This is a genomic window from Microbispora cellulosiformans, assembly GCF_008728085.1.
Taxonomy (GTDB): domain Bacteria; phylum Actinomycetota; class Actinomycetes; order Streptosporangiales; family Streptosporangiaceae; genus Microbispora; species Microbispora amethystogenes.
Genome location: NZ_VYTZ01000008.1, coordinates 190526 through 207005 on the forward strand (window position 1 = coordinate 190526; position 16480 = coordinate 207005).

A 16480-nucleotide genomic window follows, 5' to 3' on the forward strand; every position below is an offset into this window, starting at 1 on the left:
TGGAGTGCTACCACCAGCAATACCTTTTTAAGGTGCCAAACGGCTACTGCGGCATCGGCGGCACGGGTGTCAACGCAGGTGACCCTTCGGCCTGGTGCCCGACTGGGCTGACAACCTCTTCGGAGGAGTAAGCCGGGATTGGCTGAGACCTCCGGGTGGCGGTTCAGGCCTGCTCGGAGGTCTCGTTCTTGTCCTGGGCCACGAAGGAGCCCATGCCCGGAGTGGTGACGATGAGGCCGTCTTCGCGGAGCTTGGCGGTCACCTTGCGGATGGTCACGCGGGCGACGCCGAATTCGCCTTCCATCTGGACCTCGGAGATGAGGTAGCGGGGCGGGTACTCGCCCGACTCGATACGTGCGCGTACGACCTCGTAGATCTGCACCCACTTGGGTCGCGTCGGGTCGTAGTCGATCACTCGGCAACTGTAGGTAGCAGCTCTAGACGAGGCATAGGAGCTCATAGCTATAGACAGGTATATTTAGGCTCTGTAACCTGCGGGCATGACAGAGCTTGAGGACCTGGTAGCGGGCTTCCCGGCTGGTCGATCTGGCGCAGCCGAGCGGATGACAGGCCGGGGGACTGGTACGCGACGCGGTGGGGCCATCGGCTTACCCAGGCCGAGCTCGTGGCCGGTGCTTGCATGACGGTAGCCGCTGAGACTCTGGACGAGCTGCGGCGCGAACTGGCCGAATAGACGGGCCGGTCGCCGGCGCGATGACGGCGGTGCAGGGAGGGCCGCGTCGGCTGGCCGACGATCGGGTGGATTTCCCAGAATGGGACTGTCCAGGAATCGCTGTCCAGCCAGGCATCGCGCTACGGAGCCGGAAACGTCTGGAGTGGCAGGACCGGCCGCGCGGCCCTTACCGAGTGGTCGACCACACCTGCTGCTGCCAGGCAGTTGTCTACGAGCTGATCTGTGTCGGCGGCATCTACCAGGTCCACAAGGTCATTCAGTCTGACCCGACTAAGCACGCATACACCGGCGGCTGGAGAGGGGACGAAGCCCGCTACTGGTGGATGCGGATTCTGATGGGCTCAGCCCGTTGACGCCTGACTTCTGTTACAAGACAGACACGCAGCCGTTGCCAGCGGCATTCCCTGTAGTTCAGGCCGTCAATGCAAAGCGGCGCGGTGTGGTCACGAGTGCGACGGGTGCTGCACGCGCTGCTGTACAGCACCCGTCCGACGGCCCGCCCTCGTCATCCGATGCCAGGTGGACCCGGCCTACATGGCCGCTGGGCCCGAGGACTGGAGAAACCATGATCAGACGATGTGGGCGGTGGCGCGGATGTGTCGGTGTGGGGATGTTGCTGTCGCCTGAGCCATAGTCACCCAGTGCGGGGGCCCGACGAAGGAGGGCCTCGGCGTCGATCGCCCGGACCGTGTGAAGCGTTTGCGAAGTCGGCGATCGTTAGGGCAGAAGCAAGGCGCCGCCAACTAGAAGCCCAGCAGTCACCTTACCAACGACTCAGTTAGCCAACCGAAGACACACTTGGATCAACAAGAACACATCCCCCAAAAAGTGAGTGCGATTCTTCGATAGTTATTTCCGACTCTTGGAGCCTTCCAACTTTTTTGAATGCAACACCAAGATTATGGAGAAGCAGAGCGGTGTACTTTTTATCAGAATTTTGCTTCGCCCACTCGATTGCTCTGGTCAATGGCTCGATGGCCTCTTGAGCACGATCAAGGGTCAAGAAGGCAGTTCCAAGGTTGCCGGTAGCTAGCAATTCTCTTCGAACGTCGCCGGTGCGTCGAAGGATCGCCACAGCATCCAGTAGCGCTTTGACTTCCTGCTCCTGGTCTCTCGACTCCCGGTATGCGCTAGCAAGGTTCAAAAGGACCCCTGCTTCTTCATGCTTGGCTCCAACCTCTGCGAACATGCCACCCGCTAGGTGGAGGAAAGCAATCGAAGCTATTCGGTCTCCAAGCTTGTTGGCCGCTAACCCCAGGTTATTGTGTATCCGCGCCTCCGCTTCCTTGTCCTTACGCTTGCGGAATTCTTCGAGTGCAGGCTTCAAGACCTTCTGCACCAATGCGAGGTCGGATATGCCGGCAGCAAGAATCAAAACTCCAACAGGATCCATGCTCTCCCGTTGTCTTTTTATGACCCCCTTCCTGGGTACGTATCGGTACGCCAAGATCATGGCGATGATGCTGATCGGTATGCTGACGTGCAAGACATGGTGCCAGCCCGCCTCTTGGCCGGTGAATTGAATAAGCAGGCCGCCCAGCAGTGGGCCGATTGCAGTGGAGAAGCTCATCGTGGCGCCTAGCAGTCCGAACGCCCGCCCTCGTTCCGCGCCCCAGAAAAGCTGCCCGATCAGCCCGGTGATCTGCGGAGCAGTCACACCTGCAGCAGCCCCCTGTGCGACCCGTGCCACGATCAGCCAAGCCGGTCCGGAGGCTGCTCCCGCCGCTGCGCTGGCCAATGCGAAAAGGACCATGCCGAAGACAAAAACGTTGTGTCGGCCATGTGCGTCGCCGAACCGCCCGGCGGGTATCAGCAGCAGCCCGAAGGCGAACGCGTATCCAGAAACGACCCACTGGAGGTCACTCGGCGAGGCGTGTAACGCGATGCGGATAGAGGGTAGCGCCACGTTAACGATGCTGATGTCCAACCATGTGATGAAACCGGCGATCAGGCAGACGGCCAGGGCTTTCCATCGGCGGGGGTCCGAAGGATCTTGCCCATGCTCGCCGGGCGCCCCGCCTGCAGGGGCGCCGCCACTCATCTGATCAGGCACCGGAGCGGCGCACCATCACACCCATCTCGCGACGGCACCGTACAGTGCCGCTTACTACTGCCACCCATAAAATCGTACCGAGTTGCCCCCATGAAACCGCACCGAGCCAAACCTTTCCTTGCGAACTCAAAATCCTTGTGATCTTGGATGGATCATAAACCGGGCTGGGTTGTGCGGCTGTTGGAGCCGGGCATAACGTGAAGTTGTGTTGTCGTTGATGGCCCTCCGCTTGCGAAGTAGTCATGTGGGCCCTTGCCCCTGGACCGCTACGAGCGTTCAACGAGAGGGATACGTTTGTTATGGAGAAGGCTCAGCCGGTCGCGCTGCTGATCACTCGGGTCATCGTGGGCATCATCTTCATCGCGCACGGGTGGGAGAAATTCACGAGTATCGACGCTACGACCGCGTTCTTCAAGTCGGCCCATGTGCCCCTGCCCGGGGTGTCGACCCTGGCAGCCGCGGCTCTCGAACTGGTCGGAGGCGTGGCTCTTGTGCTCGGGTTGCTGTTGCCGGTGTTCGGCACGCTACTTGTGCTCGACATGCTGTTGGCAATCTTCTTTGTGCACGCAAGCAAAGGCTTCTGGGTATCCCAAGGCGGTTACGAGTTCGTTCTGGCACTCGCGGCTGCCATCATCGCCATCGCCTACAGCGGGGGAGGGGCCCTCGCCGTGGACTGCCTGTGGCGGCGGGGTCGCGAGGCCCAGCGATGACGCTCCCCACCGGGAGCAGGGATGTGACGCCCTCGACCGAACTGCGCCGATGGCATGACCACGATCCGGCCAAGTTCGTACGCACGTCCACGATGGCCTCCGCGTCGACGCGGTGAAGGAGAGCGGCGATCAGGGAGTCCACGAACGGGGTGCCGACGCGCCAGTGAACGCGGGTAGTACCGGCCGCCCTGAGGATCGGGCACTACAGCATCCATGCCATGTTGGATGCCTGGGTGGGGTAGACGAACAGCGCATGCTTCAGCGCGTCAGCGCGGACGTCCGCTCGGATGGCAAGAGCGAAGACGTTCGCGAACTCGTCAGCCTCCGGGCCCAAGAGGTGAGCTCCTAGAATTCTGTCGCTGTCGATCAGGATCTTGTACATCGACGCCGGCTCGGCGACCCGCCGCGCTGAGTACCAGCCAGAGGTATCCGCCTGGTTGACGGTGAAATTCAGGCCCTTGGTATGGGCTTCCTCCTCGGTCATCCCCACCGCGCCCAGTGCGGGAATCGAATAGACCACGCTCGCCATACCGAGGTAGTCCGCCGTACGCTGGTTGCCCTCCACGATGTTCTCGGCAACGAGGCCGCCCTCGTACTGAGCGAGGGGCGTCTCGGGCAGACCTCCGCTGTTGGCCGCATCACCCGCCGCGTAGACCACCGGGTTCGAGACGCTCTGCAGGTGGCCGTTGACCCGGATCCCACGGCGATCGAACTCGACCCCAGCGGCGGACAGGTCAAGATCGTCCACCTCGGGTGCGCGACCAGCCGCATGGACAACCACGTCCGCCTCGAACATCTCAGGCCCCGAATCCGCGACGTTTCCGATCGATGATCTCGGCCGCTCCCACTAGCACCTTCTTGGGGTCACAGCCGCGCAGCCCGCAGGTACCGCCAAAGGGCCGGGAATCGACGATCGCCACGCTCCGGCCGGCCGCCCGGCATCGCATGGCCACCGCTGAGCCGGCTTCCCCTGTTCCGATCACGACGACGTCAAAGGACTTCTTCATGATCCATCCTTCTGGCTACCCGTTCGATCAGGCGTTTTCCGCTGACGGCACCAATTGCCGAACGCTGCTGCACGAATGTGCTCGTGCGCTGACTTTCCGTGACCGTGCTGTGCCTTACCCGGGTCCAGGGGCTCGACACACCCGTCGACGTCACAGCAGGTTGTGCGCGCATGTGCGGTGGGGCTGCGATGTTGCATGAGGGGGAGCTCCGCACACGACACGCACGCTCGTCATCCGATCGCCGCGCGAAGGTCGGGGCGAGCCATGGACGGCATGATGTGATGGCCTACATGATTGAGGCGACACACCAGGTTGCCGGCCAACCTGACCTGCTGGTCAGGATGGAGCAGAACCTTGCCGAGCACGCCTGCCACTTGCACCGCCGCATGGAGCGCGCAGTCGTCACGGAGACGGACGATCTTCTGGTCGCGGACAGCGGGCTCGACGACGACACTTTCAACATCGTCGCGGCGGCGCGTTTCACCGCGGACACCGCCCCCGTGCGGGTGGAGGAGACCGTCCGTGCACTGACTGCGACCGGTCGCCCCTTCTCCTGGTGGGTCGGTCCCGCCTCCACGCCACCGAACCTCGCCTCGCTCCTGGAGGGCGCGGGTCTGGAGGCGGCCGAGACTGAGACGGGCATGCGGAAGGACCTGCATGCCTCCATGCCGAAGCCGCATGCCGATGGCCTGGACATCCGCCTGGTGACTACCGCAGAGCAGCTCGCCGACTACGCGATGGTCCTGGCCGCGAACTGGGACCCGCCGGCCGCCACGGTACGCCGGTTCTTCGCCGACGCCGCTGAGTGGGCCCTCGCTCCCGGCTGCGCCGCCCGGTACCTGGTCGGCTACGCGAGCGGCCGCCCGGTCTGCTCGGCCGAGGTCTTCCTCTACGGGGGAGTTGCCGGGATCTACAACATCGCGACCCTCGCGACAGACCGTCGGCGGGGCTACGGCGGCGCCATCACCCTGGCCACCCTGCACACCGCGTACGACGAGGGCTACCGCACCGCTGTCCTGCAGGCATCGTCGGACGGTGAGCCCGTCTACCGCCGTCTCGGATTCGATACCTGCGGCCGATTCACCGAGTACGCCATCGCACGCGGGGCTTCCGCGGCCACGACGGTCGTCGTCTCCGCGCCGTCTGAGCCAGTGCCCGCAACGACGGGATCGCATTCACGATGACGGGCAGCGGCCGAAAGTTCTGCGGTATCCAGGGGCGCGGAGAGCAAGCAGCGGCTGAGCAGTCGTGCCGCAGTGTGAAGTCCACTCCGGAGCTGCGGGATGGGCGCGGATGGCACGCGCACGCAGGTGACCCTTCGGTCTGGTGCCCGTCCTCGCGGAGCCTGGTGGTCACCTTGCGGATGGTCACACGGGCGCCGCCGAACTCGCCTTCCATCTGGACCTCGGAGATGAGGTAGCGAGGCCGGTAGCTCGCGTGCCCGTCCGGTCGACGATCACGGCATGGACCGTCCTGGGGCGCAGGTCCGGCCGCCTCGGCTGCCCGGGCTGGAGGTCCGCGCCTCCTGGCGCAGCGCCGGCCCGCTGACCCGGCTCAGGCCCGGGCCGCGCGTTCGATCGCCACTCCCACCCCGTCGAGCAGGTGGTCGAGGCCGGCGTGGAAGTCGTCGTCCGGAGCGGCCCCCGCGTGAGGGTCGAACACCCCGGCCTCGACGGCGCGGGCCAGCGCCGGGAACCGGTCGGGGTCGGCGAGCTCGGTGAGCAGGGCGGCGTACGCCCTGTCGGCTCTTTCCTCTGGTACGGCGGGGATGGACGTCAGGAGTTGGGCGGCGCCGCGCACGTAGTGCAGCACCAGCATGACCACGGAGAACCGGGCCCGCGGGTCCAGCGGCGTGCCGCCGAGGGAGCGCAGCGCGGCGTCCAGCCAGGCGAGCTGGCCGGGGTCCATCGGCGGGGAGTTCGCCAGCTGGGCGATCCACGGATGCCGCAGGTAGACGTCGAACAGCTCGACGGCCCATCGGGTGAGTGAGCCGCGCCAGTCGGCCGGCGCCGTGTCGAACTCCGGCGGCGAGCCGGGTGCGGCGGCCAGCATGAACAGCTGCAGATCGTCCTTGCCGGCCACGTGCCGGTACAGCGACATGGGCGCGCAGCCGAGCCGTTCGGCGAGCCGGGCCATGGACAGCGCGGTCAGGCCCTCCTCGTCGGCGAGGGCGATGGCCGCCGCCACGATCCGCTCCAGGCTGAGCGCGGGCGTGCGTCCCCGCCCCTTCGGCTTGGCCCGCCCCCACAGCACGTTCAGCGCGTGCGGCAGCTGGTTCCCGATGTCGTCCGGCATTCCAGAGAGCTTAGCAGTTTGCGTATGGCCTACGCCTTGCGTATATGGTACGCATTAAGCGTATGACATACGCATTCACTCGACCCGTCCCCATGGAGCCGTCATGCACGCGACGATCGACAGTCCTCCGCCGGTATCGGCCCGCCGGCGTCCGTGGTGGCGGCGCCGCTGGACGGTGCCGCTCGGCCTGGTCACAGCCGGGTTCCTCGCGTTCTCGCTGCCGCCGTACCTGACCGGGGACCCGTCACTGTCCCGGGTGCCGCAGCCAGAGGGGTTCGGCCTGCACTACCCGCTGCTCGTGGCGCACGTACTGTTCGCCTCGGTCGCCATGGTCACCGCGTTCTTCCAGGTGTGGCCGTGGTTCCGGCGGCGGCACCGGGTGTGGCACCGGCGCGCCGGACGGGTCTACGTGTTCGCCGGGGTGCTGCCTGCCGGGCTGACCGGTCTGGTCATCGGGGCGCGTTCCCCGTTCGGGCTGTTCCTCGCGGTCAGCGACGTGCTCCTCGCCCTGCTGTGGCTCGCCTTCACCCTGGCGGGCTGGCGCGCCGCCCGCGCCCGCCGGTACGCCGACCACCGGCGCTGGATGCTGCGCAGCGCCGTGCTGACCTACTCCATCATCACCAACCGGGTATGGACCGGGATCCTGATCACCGTCCTGTCCCCGCTGCAGGACACCGTCTTCCGCGGCGATCCCGACCTGATGGCGTGGACGATCTCCGGCCTGTCCGGCTGGCTCGGCTGGACGATCCCGCTGCTGGTCGTGGAGTGGTACCTGGAGCGCGAGGTGGCCCGCCGCGGCCGCCGCACCGCCCTCGCGACCTGATCCCGGAGGCCGGTCTCAGGCCGACCCCGGGGGACCGGAGCCCTGATCGTTCTTCGTCTCAGTAGAGGTAAGACCCGCCGGCGGGCCCCTGCCGCGTCGTCAGCGCGCGAACTTGTCCCGTGCGGCTGGGGTGACGGGGGCGAAGAAGTTGACGAGGTTGCCGTCGGGGTCACGCAACAGGAGTGAGCGGTTGCCCCAGGGCATCGTGGTGGGCTCGTTGACGAACTCCTCGACGAAGCCGGACAGATTCCGATGCACGTCGTCCACGTCGTCGACGAGGAACTCGATGATCACAGTGCGGTTGCCGGCCGGCCGGGCAGCGCCAGGCGCGATGAGCGAGACGGTCCGGGTGCTGCCGATCGCCAGGGTCCCCGAGGCGGTTCTGAGCTCGGCGAAGTCCTCGCTGTATCGGGTGGCGCGTACTTCCGTGGCTCGCTCGTAGAAGTCGACGAGGCGTGCGACGTCGCCCGTGATGATGCGGATCGATACGAAGTCCATGGTGGTCTCCCTGCTTATGGGCTGTTCTCCGACCGCAGGCTAGGACGAATACCGGACAGAATCCGCCCAGTATCTGCACTAAGTTGTGTGACGTGGCTCGACCCACTCATCGCGTGCTCACGCTGTTAGAGCTCCTGCAGTCGGGCGGCACCCGGACGATGGCCGAACTCGCCGACCGGCTCGGCGTCGACGAGCGCACCGTACGGCGGTACGTGGACCACCTGGTCGACCTCGACGTGCCCGTCGAGTCGGTGCGCGGCCGTTATGGCGGGTACCGGCTCGCCCCCGGATACCGCGTGCCTCCGCTCATGCTGAGCGACGACGAGGCGCTCGCCGTGCTGCTCGGCCTGGTCGCCGGTCGCCGGTCAGGGTTGATGACGACGATGGGCGCGGCAAGTGAGACGGCGGCGGCGAAGATTCGCCGGGTCCTGCCCGGGCGGCTCGCCCGCAGGCTCGACACGGTGATCGAATCCCTCGCCTTCACGGCTCCACCCGGCGAGTTCGTCACCCCGGAGACCGCGGTCCTGCTCTCCATCGCGGATGCGGTGCGCCATCACCGGCCGATCTCGATCAGGTACACCGCCGCCGACGGCCGGCGCAGCGAACGGACGCTGCATCCGTACGGGCTCGTCGCACATTCGGGCAGGTGGTACGTCACGGGCGCTGATCCCAAGATCGGTGAGGAGCGGACCTTCCGGCTGGATCGCATCGCGGACGCGAGGACCCTGCCCGGTTCGTTTGAGCCGCCCGCCGGGATTGATCCGGCGCAGCGCGTTCTGTCGGCCCTCGCCAAGGCTCCGTACCGGCATGAAGTGGTCCTGCTCATCCAGGGGACAGTCGAGCAGATCCGCGCCGGGCTTCCCGCCGGCGTCGCGACTGTGGAGGAGCCCGCATCCGCGCACGACACAGATCGCGACACCGAGGGCTGGCTCCGCGTCGAGTTGCGAGCGGAGCGGCTCGACTGGTTGCCTCCGGTGCTCGCGTCGCTCGACCGGCCGTTCGTCATCGAGCGACCAGACGAACTCCGCGGCCTTGTCGCCGCGCTGGCTGACCGGCTCGCGGCCTCCGCCCGCAGGATCCCTCCTGCCCCGGGCACAGATGTCGCGTGACGCGGAGGGCTTTCACCAGCGGATCTTGTTCAGCCGTGCCTGCGGACCATGGACGCGCCGCCGCACAGATGCGGTAAGCAGCGAACGTCGAGGATGAGCTGGACACCGTTCCAGCGCGGGCTCCATCATCGCCCTTGTCGCGGCCGGCGGGCGTTTGCGGCACTGCCATCAGAGCGTGGTTCGAATTCTTGTCAAGGCGGCGAGGATATTGCTGAAGCGCCCCGTTATAGCTCCCCTTGAGTGCTCTTGTTGCGCTCCCATCCTGGCGTTTGGATCTGGGAGAGGTGATCTTCTGCGGGCCCAGAGAAGGAGTCGTGACATTGACCGCGCTGACCTACACCCTCCTCACCGACCCGACATCCCTGGAGGCGTCAGTGGACGGGCGCTCTCCGTCCACGGGAACGGTGTATCTGATGGTCACCAACACCGGGAAGACGGTGCCCTGGGTGAGGATCGAGGTGAAGGTGCCCGTCGGTGACGGCGCCGGTCACCTCACCCGGGACATCGGCACGATCAATCCGAGGGGCGAGTACACCGACACCCAGTCGGGTCCTCAGGCGGACACCGAGTCGGTGATCGTCCAGCCGCAGGGCGTCGACGTCTTCCAGGTCACCACCCAGAGCGGGCGCTTGGAAGCTTTCGCACCTGGTGACTACATGGTGCTGACTCTGGAGAACGTCACCGTCGCTCCCTCCGCTGGGGTGGCCGTGCTGATGGTGACCGAGACCATCAGAACCCGTAGAGGGTGGCAGGTCAGCGACGCGGCGGTGCCGGTGGTCAAGGCCGCTGCCAAGGAGATTCCGGCTCCGCGTGACTTCCGCCCGGACAAGGCCATGCTGGACACGGGCGAAAACGTCACGCTGAGCTGGGATGGGTCCGGCGACTTCGGCTACGAGATCCGGTTCCCCGGCGGACACGCGGCCGTTGCCCCGGGTACGCGTACCTGGTCGCCGGCCGACGCCCCGAAGCGGGCCACCACCTACATCTTGGTCGCCACCGACCCGACCACTCAGAAGCAGCACTTTCTCACCACGACCGTTCAGGTGCGGTATCCCGTCCTGGAGACCCTCACGGCCACGACGGGCATCGACACCCCCTGGGTCCAGGGGACGGCGAACAAGGGGCGCGTCACCTTCACGGGCACCGGGGTGGAGATCTTCGGCGACTCCGGCGGGCCGGGGACCGTGACGGCCGACAGGGCCGATCTCAACGGTGTGAACACCGAGTGGGTGCAGGGGAGAAGCACCGACGACGGGAAGATCACCTTCCCCAAGGACGGGCTCGATGTCCGTCAGGGAAGCGGGGCGTGGGGAAACGTGCACGCCGACAAGGCCGATCTCAACGGTGTCAACACCAAGTGGGTGCAGGGACGGCACGCCGATGACGGATGGATCAGCTTTCCCAAGGAAGGTCTGGACGTGCGCAAGGGAGCCGGACACGACTGGGGAACGGTGTTCGCTGACAAGGCCGACCTCAATGGCGTGAACACCGAGTGGGTGCAGGGGCGAAGCGCCGACGACGGGAAGATCACCTTCCCCAAGGACGGGCTGAAGGTGATGCAGGCGGGCGGCACCACCGATCTGGGAACCGTGTGGGCGACGAGGGCCGATTTCGACAACGTGTATACCCGGCGGGTGGTAGGGAAGGGCGACCTCAACGGGTGGATCAACTTCACGCACTACGGGGTGAACGTGTTCCGGCACGAGGAGGACGGCACCGGGCAAAGGTGGGGAATGATAGGTCTCAACAAGCTCAGCTATCACTGAAACGCGTGGGACGCGGTCGCCGGTTTCCGGCCTCCGGTTCCCGTCGCGAGATGGTGGCGGGGGTGGGCTGAGTCAGTCGACCAGGCCGGCGCGGTAGGCGGCGATGGCCACCTGTACGCGGTTCGTGACGGCGAGCTTGTCGAACAGGTGGGAGAGGTGGCTCTTGACCGTGGCCTCGCTCATGTTCAGGAGGGCTGCGATCTCGCTGTTGGAGCGGCCGAGCCCGACCTCGATGAGGACCTCGCGCTCGCGGCCGGTCAGGGCCTCCAGCCGGGCGAGCGCGTCACGGCGGCGCCGGATGGGCTGGTCGGTGGTGAGCCGGTGGATCAGCCGCCGAGTCACCTGCGGAGACAGCATCGAGTCGCCGCCGTGCGCGAGACGGATCGCCCGGATCAGGTCGTGCGGCGAGGTGTCCTTGAGCAGAAAGCCGCAGGCTCCCGCCTCCAGGGCGGTGAAGACGTGCTCGTCGCTGTCGAACGTGGTGAGGATGATCACCGCAGGTGCCCGGGCGAGCCGGCGGATGGCCCCGGTGGCGGCCAGGCCGTCGTACCGGGGCATCCTGACGTCCATCAGGACGACGTCGGGCCCGAGGCGGTGGACCGCGTCGACGGCCTGCTTGCCGTCCTCGGCCTCGCCCACGACCTCCACGTCGGGTGCGGACTCGAGGATGAACCGCAGCCCCGCGCGGATCAGCGCCTCGTCGTCAACCAGCAGCGTCTTGATCATGTGATCCCCTTGGGGATGCGTCCACGGCGTGCCACGGCAGCCGGCCCTCAAGACGCCAGCCTCCCGCATCGTCCGGCCCGCCGCGCACCGTTCCGCCGAGCAGCCGGAAACGCTCCGCCAGGCCCACCAGACCGACCCCGGAGCCGGTCTCCAGACTCGGCTGGGGCGATCGTCCGTTGGTGACAGTGATCGTGACGCCGTCTTCCCTGCTCCCGGTCGCCGTGACCGTGACCGGGGCCCCGTGGGCGTGCTTGTGCGCATTGGTCAGGCCCTCCTGGACGAGGCGATGCGCGGCCCTGGCCGTTTCCGGTGGCCACGAGCCGATGTCGCCGTGCAGGGTGACGGTCCCGCCGGCCGCTACCCAGGAGTCCACCAGCCGCCGCAGGTCGGGGAAGCCGTCGTTGTCATCGTCGGGCCCGGCGCGCAGCACGCCAAGGATCTTGCGCAGCTCTTCGAGTGCCTCCTGCGCGCTGACCCTGATCAGCGCCGCCTCCCGCTCGACGCGCTCCGGCCCTGCGCCGGCGTTCACCTCCAGGCCGCCGGCGTGCAGCGAGATGAGCGTCACCTTGTGGGCGAGCACGTCGTGCATCTCCCGGGCGATCCGGCCACGCTCGGCGGACCTCGCCTGCTCGTCGCGCAGACGCTGTTCGGTCTCGGCGCGTTCGGCGCGCTCGCGCAGCGATCGGGTCAGCTCGCGGCGGGTGGCGGCGTACGCCCCTGCCGCCAGCGTGACCCCGGTGGCGGTCACGGCCGAGACCAGCGCGTCCGTGCCCAACCGGCCGCCGTCCACCCACTGCTGGGCCAGGAAGGCCGCCGTGCCGATCGCCGCCAGCGCCAGGAAACGCGTGCCCGCCCCTGAGAACAGGCTGATCAGCAGCGGTCCCGGATTGCCCGACAGCACGTACGCGCCCGCCCCGGCGACGGCCACCGCGACCGGCCACCGGCCCCGGAACCACACCGCACCCGCGCCTGCCAGCCCGGCGGCGGCGATGACAGGTCGCGGCAGCGGCGCCCACGGCGCCTTGACCGCCAGGACGGTGAGGAACAGGCAGAGCGCCACAGAGGCCGCGCTGATCGCGTGTGGCCCGAGCGCGGCCACCCGCCGCAGCGCCGCGCGGTACGACAGCATCGATTCAGCGTAGCCAGGGCGGCGGCGCGCCACCTCATACCAAGGTCGACGCCGACGCCGGGCGGTCTCCGACTTTCGTCGGGGGCGCCTGTGGCCGTGATGGCGATGCGGCCGCACCCTCGCCGGCCGCATCGTGGATGGCCTCGACAAGGTCAGGAGCCGTCCCGTGTACGTCGTCCGTTCGATGCTCGCCGCAGTGTGCGCGGCGCTGATGCTCCTCGTCCCGCCCTGCGTCACCTCCCCTGCCGCGGCGGCTACCGATATTCCGGACGAACGTGCTCTCGCGGACTTCTTCGACGCCGCGATGGCGGACGGGCTGGCGGCCAACCACGTGCCGGGCGCGGTCGTCTCGGTGGTGGGCGGCGGGAAGACGCTCTTCAGCAAGGGGTACGGGCTGGCCGACGTCGAGAACCGCAGGCCCTTCGACCCGGACGCCTCATTGGTACGGATCGCCTCGATCACCAAGCTGTTCACCTGGACCGCGGTGATGCAGCAGGTTCAGCAGGGCAGGCTGGACCTGAAGGCGGACGTGAACCGCTACCTCACCGCGTTCCGGATCCCCGCGACCTACCCCCGGCCGATCACGCTGCAGGACCTGATGGACCACACGGCCGGGTTCGAGGACCGCACGATCGGCGTGGGGTCGCGGAGCAAGGACGATGTGCCGCCCTTGGCGGACTACCTCGCCGAAAACATGCCCGCGCGGGTGCGCCCGCCCGGCGAGGTGTCGGCGTACTCGAACTATGGGGCGGCGCTGGCCGGACACATCGTGTCGCGGGTGAGCGGGCAGCCCTATGACGAGTACGTGCGCGACCACATCCTCGGCCCGCTCGCGATGCGGCACAGCACGGCCGCCGAGCCCGTCCCCGCTCCCTTGGCCGCGGATCTGGCGCGCAGCTACGACTACGAGGGCGGGGCGTACCGGCGCAAGCCGTTCGTCTTCGACAACCTCGCCCCCGACGGGTCGATCAGTGCCACCGCGAACGACATGGCCCACTTCATGATCGCCCATCTGCGAGACGGACGCTTCGGCGACCAGCGCATCCTCGACGAGCCGACGGCCCGGCAGATGCACCGGCGGACGTTCGCGGCCGATCCGCGCATCGACGGGTACGCCCACGGATTCAAGGAGCAGACGCTCAACGGGCATCGCGTGATCATGCACGACGGCGGCTGGGAGGGCTTCCAGAGCGGGTTGCTGCTGGTGCCCGACGCCGGCCTCGGCCTGTTCGTCTCCACGAACAGCCTGGGCGGGGCCGACGCGCTGACCACGATCATTCCTGCCTTCTTCGACCGCTTCCTGCCCGGAAAGCGCGCCGTGCCCGACGGCGGTGCTTCCGTCATGCCTGTCGAAGGCTTCTACAAGCTCACCCGGTCCGCCGAGTCCAGCATCGAGAAGGTGGTCGCCCTGACGAGTTCCACCCGGCTGCGGGTGGAGGGTGGGAAGCTCGCCTTCAGGGGTTCGACGTGGAGCCCTCTGGGGCCCGGCCTGTACCAGCAGGACGGCGGCACGCAGCGGCTGGCGCTGGTGACCGGCGGGAGCGGCGCCGCGTACGTGGCCACGGACGGCCCCGCATACCAACGCGTCCCCTGGTGGGACACCCCGCCGGTCAATGTCGTCATCGTCCTGCTGTTCGCCGTCACCGCGCTGACCGCCGTGCTCGGCCTGCCGGTGGCCGCGGTGGTCGGCCGGGCCAGGAAGCGTCCCGTGCCGCGTGTCTGGCGTGCCGCGCGTGTCCTGACCGGGCTCGCCGCCGCGGCCGGACTGGTGTTCGTGGTGCTGTTCGCGCTGGTCCTGACCGGCGACACGAGCATCCTGTACGGCGTGCCGGCCGACGTCCAGGCCCTCCTGGTGCTGCCGCTGCTGGTCCTCGCACTCACCGTCGCCGCGATCGTCACCACCGTGAGGGCCTGGCGGCGCGCCGGCGTCCTGGCCCGCGGACACCAGGTGGTCATGCTGGCGGGACTGCTCGCCCTCCTCTGGTTCTGCCGGCACTGGAACCTGCTCGGCTGGCACCTGTGATCACTCGACCGGCCCGGCCTGAACCGCTCGGCGTGAAGTCCACAGAATCCGCCGTCACGCCATGTCCTGCGTGATTTTCTGGGCGGGTGGCGAAGATGCGGGGCATCGTGCTCGCGGTGATCGTGGCAACGGCCGTGGGCCCGGGCGTGTCCGTGCTCCTCAGGGTGACCGGCGGGCTCGAGTCGGCGGGGCTGCTGACCGGCCTGGCGGCGGGGGGCCTCCTGCGGGGGAAGCCGGTCAGGGCCGCGGTCGCGACCCTGTACGGCAGCGCCTCGGCCGTGCTGATCGGCGAGCTCTCGCGGGGCGCTTTCGACGGCGGCCCGGATTTCGCCGACGCCATGGCCGTCCGGCCGGGCTGGCCAGGCTGGGTGATCGGGGCCGTGCTCGCCTACGCGATCGCGGCCAGGAGGCTGCCCAGGGCGCAGGCCGGTCAGGCGGCCCCCGCGCATCCGGTCACGGTGCCCCACGCCGATCCCGTGACTCCCGCGAAGCGGACCACGATCGAGGGGCTGCCGCATGCCGCTCCCGGTGAGGCCGGGCGCCCCATGCTCGTGATCGTGTTGACGGCCGTGGTCGCCGCCGTGCTCGCCTGCGGCCAGCTCGTCGCCGGAAAGGCACTGGGCATGACCTTGTGGGAGGCCTACCACGAGTACGACGGGCCGGGCTGGTACCGCGACCTGACCCGCGCCCTCTGGTATCCCGCCGCGTCGGTGGTGCTGGCCTCGGTGGTGTCGGCCTCCCTCGTCGCGTCCTGGATGCCCGCCGGGCGGGGGCGTGTTCTGGCGCCGCCCCTGGCCGCGTGGCTCGGCTGTGCGGTGACGGCCGGGCCGCTGCAGTACCTCCAGGCGCTCGGCGCGCCGTACGACCCCCCGGCCGTGGCGCTCATGGCGTCCCTCGCGGGTGGCGGCATCGGCGCGGCGGCAGGCGCCGCCGCACTCCGGCATACCGGGGCGCGCCCCGGGCTGGTCTGCTTCGTCCTGCTGTTCACCGCCGGCGACGCCACCCGCCGGCTGGACGACTTCCCGATGGGAGTCGTCGTGTCGATCGCGCTGGCCGCCGTGGTGGCCGCGTGGACCACGGCACGACATGACGCGGAGGTCGGACCGGGAGTGCTGGCGGGCATGGCGGGGCCGCTGTTCATCTGGTCGGTGTACGCGACGATCGGTTCCCGGCTTTACGACCACTCCACCCAGGCGCTGCCGTACTGGAACGCCATGATCGTCGCGCTTCTGACACCGGCCGTGGCGCTGCCGGCCGCCGCCCTGGCACGGCTCGCCCGGCCGCGGCCCGCGGGCGCTGCGCGTTCGTCAGCAGGCCCGACCCTGGAGTCCTGACCGGTCGAGAGGCCGGATCAGGGCCGGTCGAGGACGTGCCGCAGTGCACGTTCGAGGCTTCCCGGTTCGCCCGCGTCTCGCGATCTCCACGCGATGATCCCGTCCGGCCGCACGAGGACGGCGCCCGCCTCCGTGATGCCGTACGCCGTGTGGAACAACCCGTCCACGTCGGCCAGGCCGCCGGCGGCTCCGATCACGTGGAGGTCCAGGGCCACGCCGAGCCGTCGTACGGCCTGCTCGACGGCGCCGGTCCAGTGTGGCCCGGGCGGGTAACGCCGGATTCTGCAGGTAGAAGAGCCCGAACGCGTCACCT

General features: G+C 68.2%; 16 protein-coding genes. 7 read left to right on the forward strand and 9 right to left on the reverse strand.

The genetic code is table 11. The annotated features are described in order from the left end of the window. Positions 1-163: 163 nt before the first annotated feature. A complete protein-coding gene (locus F5972_RS23465) occupies positions 164-415 on the reverse strand; it encodes a GntR family transcriptional regulator (protein WP_150935878.1) in 252 nt (83 codons plus the stop codon). Positions 416-1472: 1057 nt separating this feature from the next. Further along, positions 1473-2735: an MFS transporter gene (locus F5972_RS23470; RefSeq protein WP_150936274.1), complete on the reverse strand. Its 1263-nt coding sequence runs from the start codon at positions 2733-2735 to the stop codon at positions 1473-1475. Between the two features lie 311 nt (positions 2736-3046). Here F5972_RS23470 and F5972_RS23475 point away from each other — a divergent pair, with 311 nt between their 5' ends. After that, positions 3047-3457 carry a DoxX family protein gene (locus tag F5972_RS23475; RefSeq protein ID WP_150935880.1) on the forward strand — a complete coding sequence of 137 codons (411 nt, stop codon included), beginning with the start codon at positions 3047-3049 and terminating at the stop codon, positions 3455-3457. Positions 3458-3659: 202 nt separating this feature from the next. On the opposite strand, the gene F5972_RS23480 is transcribed toward F5972_RS23475, so the two are convergent. Continuing rightward, entirely contained in the window at positions 3660-4253 is a 594-nt protein-coding gene (locus F5972_RS23480; RefSeq protein ID WP_263641855.1) for an FAD-dependent oxidoreductase, read from the reverse strand. Position 4254: 1 nt separating this feature from the next. Next, positions 4255-4464 (reverse strand): FAD-dependent oxidoreductase, encoded by a 210-nt coding sequence (locus tag F5972_RS38315; protein ID WP_225311766.1) that lies wholly within the window; start codon positions 4462-4464, stop codon positions 4255-4257. 290 nt (positions 4465-4754) lie between these two features. Here F5972_RS38315 and F5972_RS23485 point away from each other — a divergent pair, with 290 nt between their 5' ends. Then, a complete protein-coding gene (locus F5972_RS23485) occupies positions 4755-5648 on the forward strand; it encodes a GNAT family N-acetyltransferase (RefSeq protein WP_225311768.1) in 894 nt (297 codons plus the stop codon). Between the two features lie 370 nt (positions 5649-6018). Here the strand turns inward: F5972_RS23485 and F5972_RS23490 are convergent, their stop codons facing one another. After that, entirely contained in the window at positions 6019-6759 is a 741-nt protein-coding gene (locus tag F5972_RS23490) for a TetR/AcrR family transcriptional regulator (RefSeq protein WP_150935881.1), read from the reverse strand. Between the two features lie 103 nt (positions 6760-6862). Between F5972_RS23490 and F5972_RS23495 the strand changes: the two genes are divergently transcribed. After that, complete coding sequence (locus F5972_RS23495) at positions 6863-7582, forward strand: DUF2306 domain-containing protein (protein ID WP_150935884.1); 720 nt, start codon at positions 6863-6865, stop codon at positions 7580-7582. A gap of 99 nt (positions 7583-7681) precedes the next feature. Here the strand turns inward: F5972_RS23495 and F5972_RS23500 are convergent, their stop codons facing one another. Further along, on the reverse strand, positions 7682-8080 hold the full coding sequence (locus F5972_RS23500; RefSeq protein ID WP_150935886.1) for a VOC family protein: 399 nt from the start codon (positions 8078-8080) through the stop codon (positions 7682-7684). 113 nt (positions 8081-8193) lie between these two features. Here F5972_RS23500 and F5972_RS23505 point away from each other — a divergent pair, with 113 nt between their 5' ends. Together F5972_RS23505 and F5972_RS23510 are read left to right on the forward strand one after the other, a co-directional pair. Then, complete coding sequence (locus tag F5972_RS23505; protein ID WP_225311770.1) at positions 8194-9189, forward strand: helix-turn-helix transcriptional regulator; 996 nt, start codon at positions 8194-8196, stop codon at positions 9187-9189. 314 nt (positions 9190-9503) lie between these two features. Then, positions 9504-10955 carry a hypothetical protein gene (locus F5972_RS23510; RefSeq protein WP_150935889.1) on the forward strand — a complete coding sequence of 484 codons (1452 nt, stop codon included), beginning with the start codon at positions 9504-9506 and terminating at the stop codon, positions 10953-10955. A gap of 72 nt (positions 10956-11027) precedes the next feature. Here F5972_RS23510 and F5972_RS23515 read toward each other — a convergent pair whose 3' ends face one another. Next, positions 11028-11681 (reverse strand): response regulator transcription factor, encoded by a 654-nt coding sequence (locus tag F5972_RS23515; RefSeq protein WP_150935891.1) that lies wholly within the window; start codon positions 11679-11681, stop codon positions 11028-11030. Next, entirely contained in the window at positions 11659-12810 is a 1152-nt protein-coding gene (locus F5972_RS23520; RefSeq protein ID WP_150935893.1) for a sensor histidine kinase, read from the reverse strand. Before F5972_RS23520 ends, F5972_RS23515 begins: the two co-directional genes overlap by 23 nt. A 166-nt stretch (positions 12811-12976) precedes the next feature. Here F5972_RS23520 and F5972_RS23525 point away from each other — a divergent pair, with 166 nt between their 5' ends. Together F5972_RS23525 and F5972_RS23530 are read left to right on the forward strand one after the other, a co-directional pair. After that, positions 12977-14833, forward strand: coding sequence for a serine hydrolase domain-containing protein (locus F5972_RS23525; protein ID WP_150935895.1), 1857 nt, complete (start codon positions 12977-12979; stop codon positions 14831-14833). Positions 14834-14919: 86 nt separating this feature from the next. Continuing rightward, a complete protein-coding gene (locus F5972_RS23530) occupies positions 14920-16167 on the forward strand; it encodes a hypothetical protein (RefSeq protein ID WP_150935897.1) in 1248 nt (415 codons plus the stop codon). Positions 16168-16184: 17 nt separating this feature from the next. Here the strand turns inward: F5972_RS23530 and F5972_RS23535 are convergent, their stop codons facing one another. After that, positions 16185-16478, reverse strand: a complete 294-nt coding sequence (locus F5972_RS23535; RefSeq protein WP_150935898.1) for an aromatic-ring hydroxylase C-terminal domain-containing protein — start codon at positions 16476-16478, stop codon at positions 16185-16187. Positions 16479-16480: the final 2 nt, after the last annotated feature.

Excerpts from the sequence above, each read along its gene's own strand:
- F5972_RS23520 (WP_150935893.1), bottom strand. The coding sequence starts at position 12,810 with ATGCTGTCGTACCGCGCGGCGCTGCGGCGGGTGGCCGCGCTCGGGCCA.
- F5972_RS23485 (WP_225311768.1), top strand. The coding sequence starts at position 4,755 with ATGATTGAGGCGACACACCAGGTTGCCGGCCAACCTGACCTGCTGGTC.
- F5972_RS23470 (WP_150936274.1), bottom strand. The coding sequence starts at position 2,735 with ATGAGTGGCGGCGCCCCTGCAGGCGGGGCGCCCGGCGAGCATGGGCAA.
- F5972_RS23480 (WP_263641855.1), bottom strand. The coding sequence starts at position 4,253 with ATGTTCGAGGCGGACGTGGTTGTCCATGCGGCTGGTCGCGCACCCGAG.
- F5972_RS23515 (WP_150935891.1), bottom strand. The coding sequence starts at position 11,681 with ATGATCAAGACGCTGCTGGTTGACGACGAGGCGCTGATCCGCGCGGGG.
- F5972_RS23475 (WP_150935880.1), top strand. The coding sequence starts at position 3,047 with ATGGAGAAGGCTCAGCCGGTCGCGCTGCTGATCACTCGGGTCATCGTG.
- F5972_RS23500 (WP_150935886.1), bottom strand. The coding sequence starts at position 8,080 with ATGGACTTCGTATCGATCCGCATCATCACGGGCGACGTCGCACGCCTC.
- F5972_RS23490 (WP_150935881.1), bottom strand. The coding sequence starts at position 6,759 with ATGCCGGACGACATCGGGAACCAGCTGCCGCACGCGCTGAACGTGCTG.
- F5972_RS23495 (WP_150935884.1), top strand. The coding sequence starts at position 6,863 with ATGCACGCGACGATCGACAGTCCTCCGCCGGTATCGGCCCGCCGGCGT.
- F5972_RS38315 (WP_225311766.1), bottom strand. The coding sequence starts at position 4,464 with ATGAAGAAGTCCTTTGACGTCGTCGTGATCGGAACAGGGGAAGCCGGC.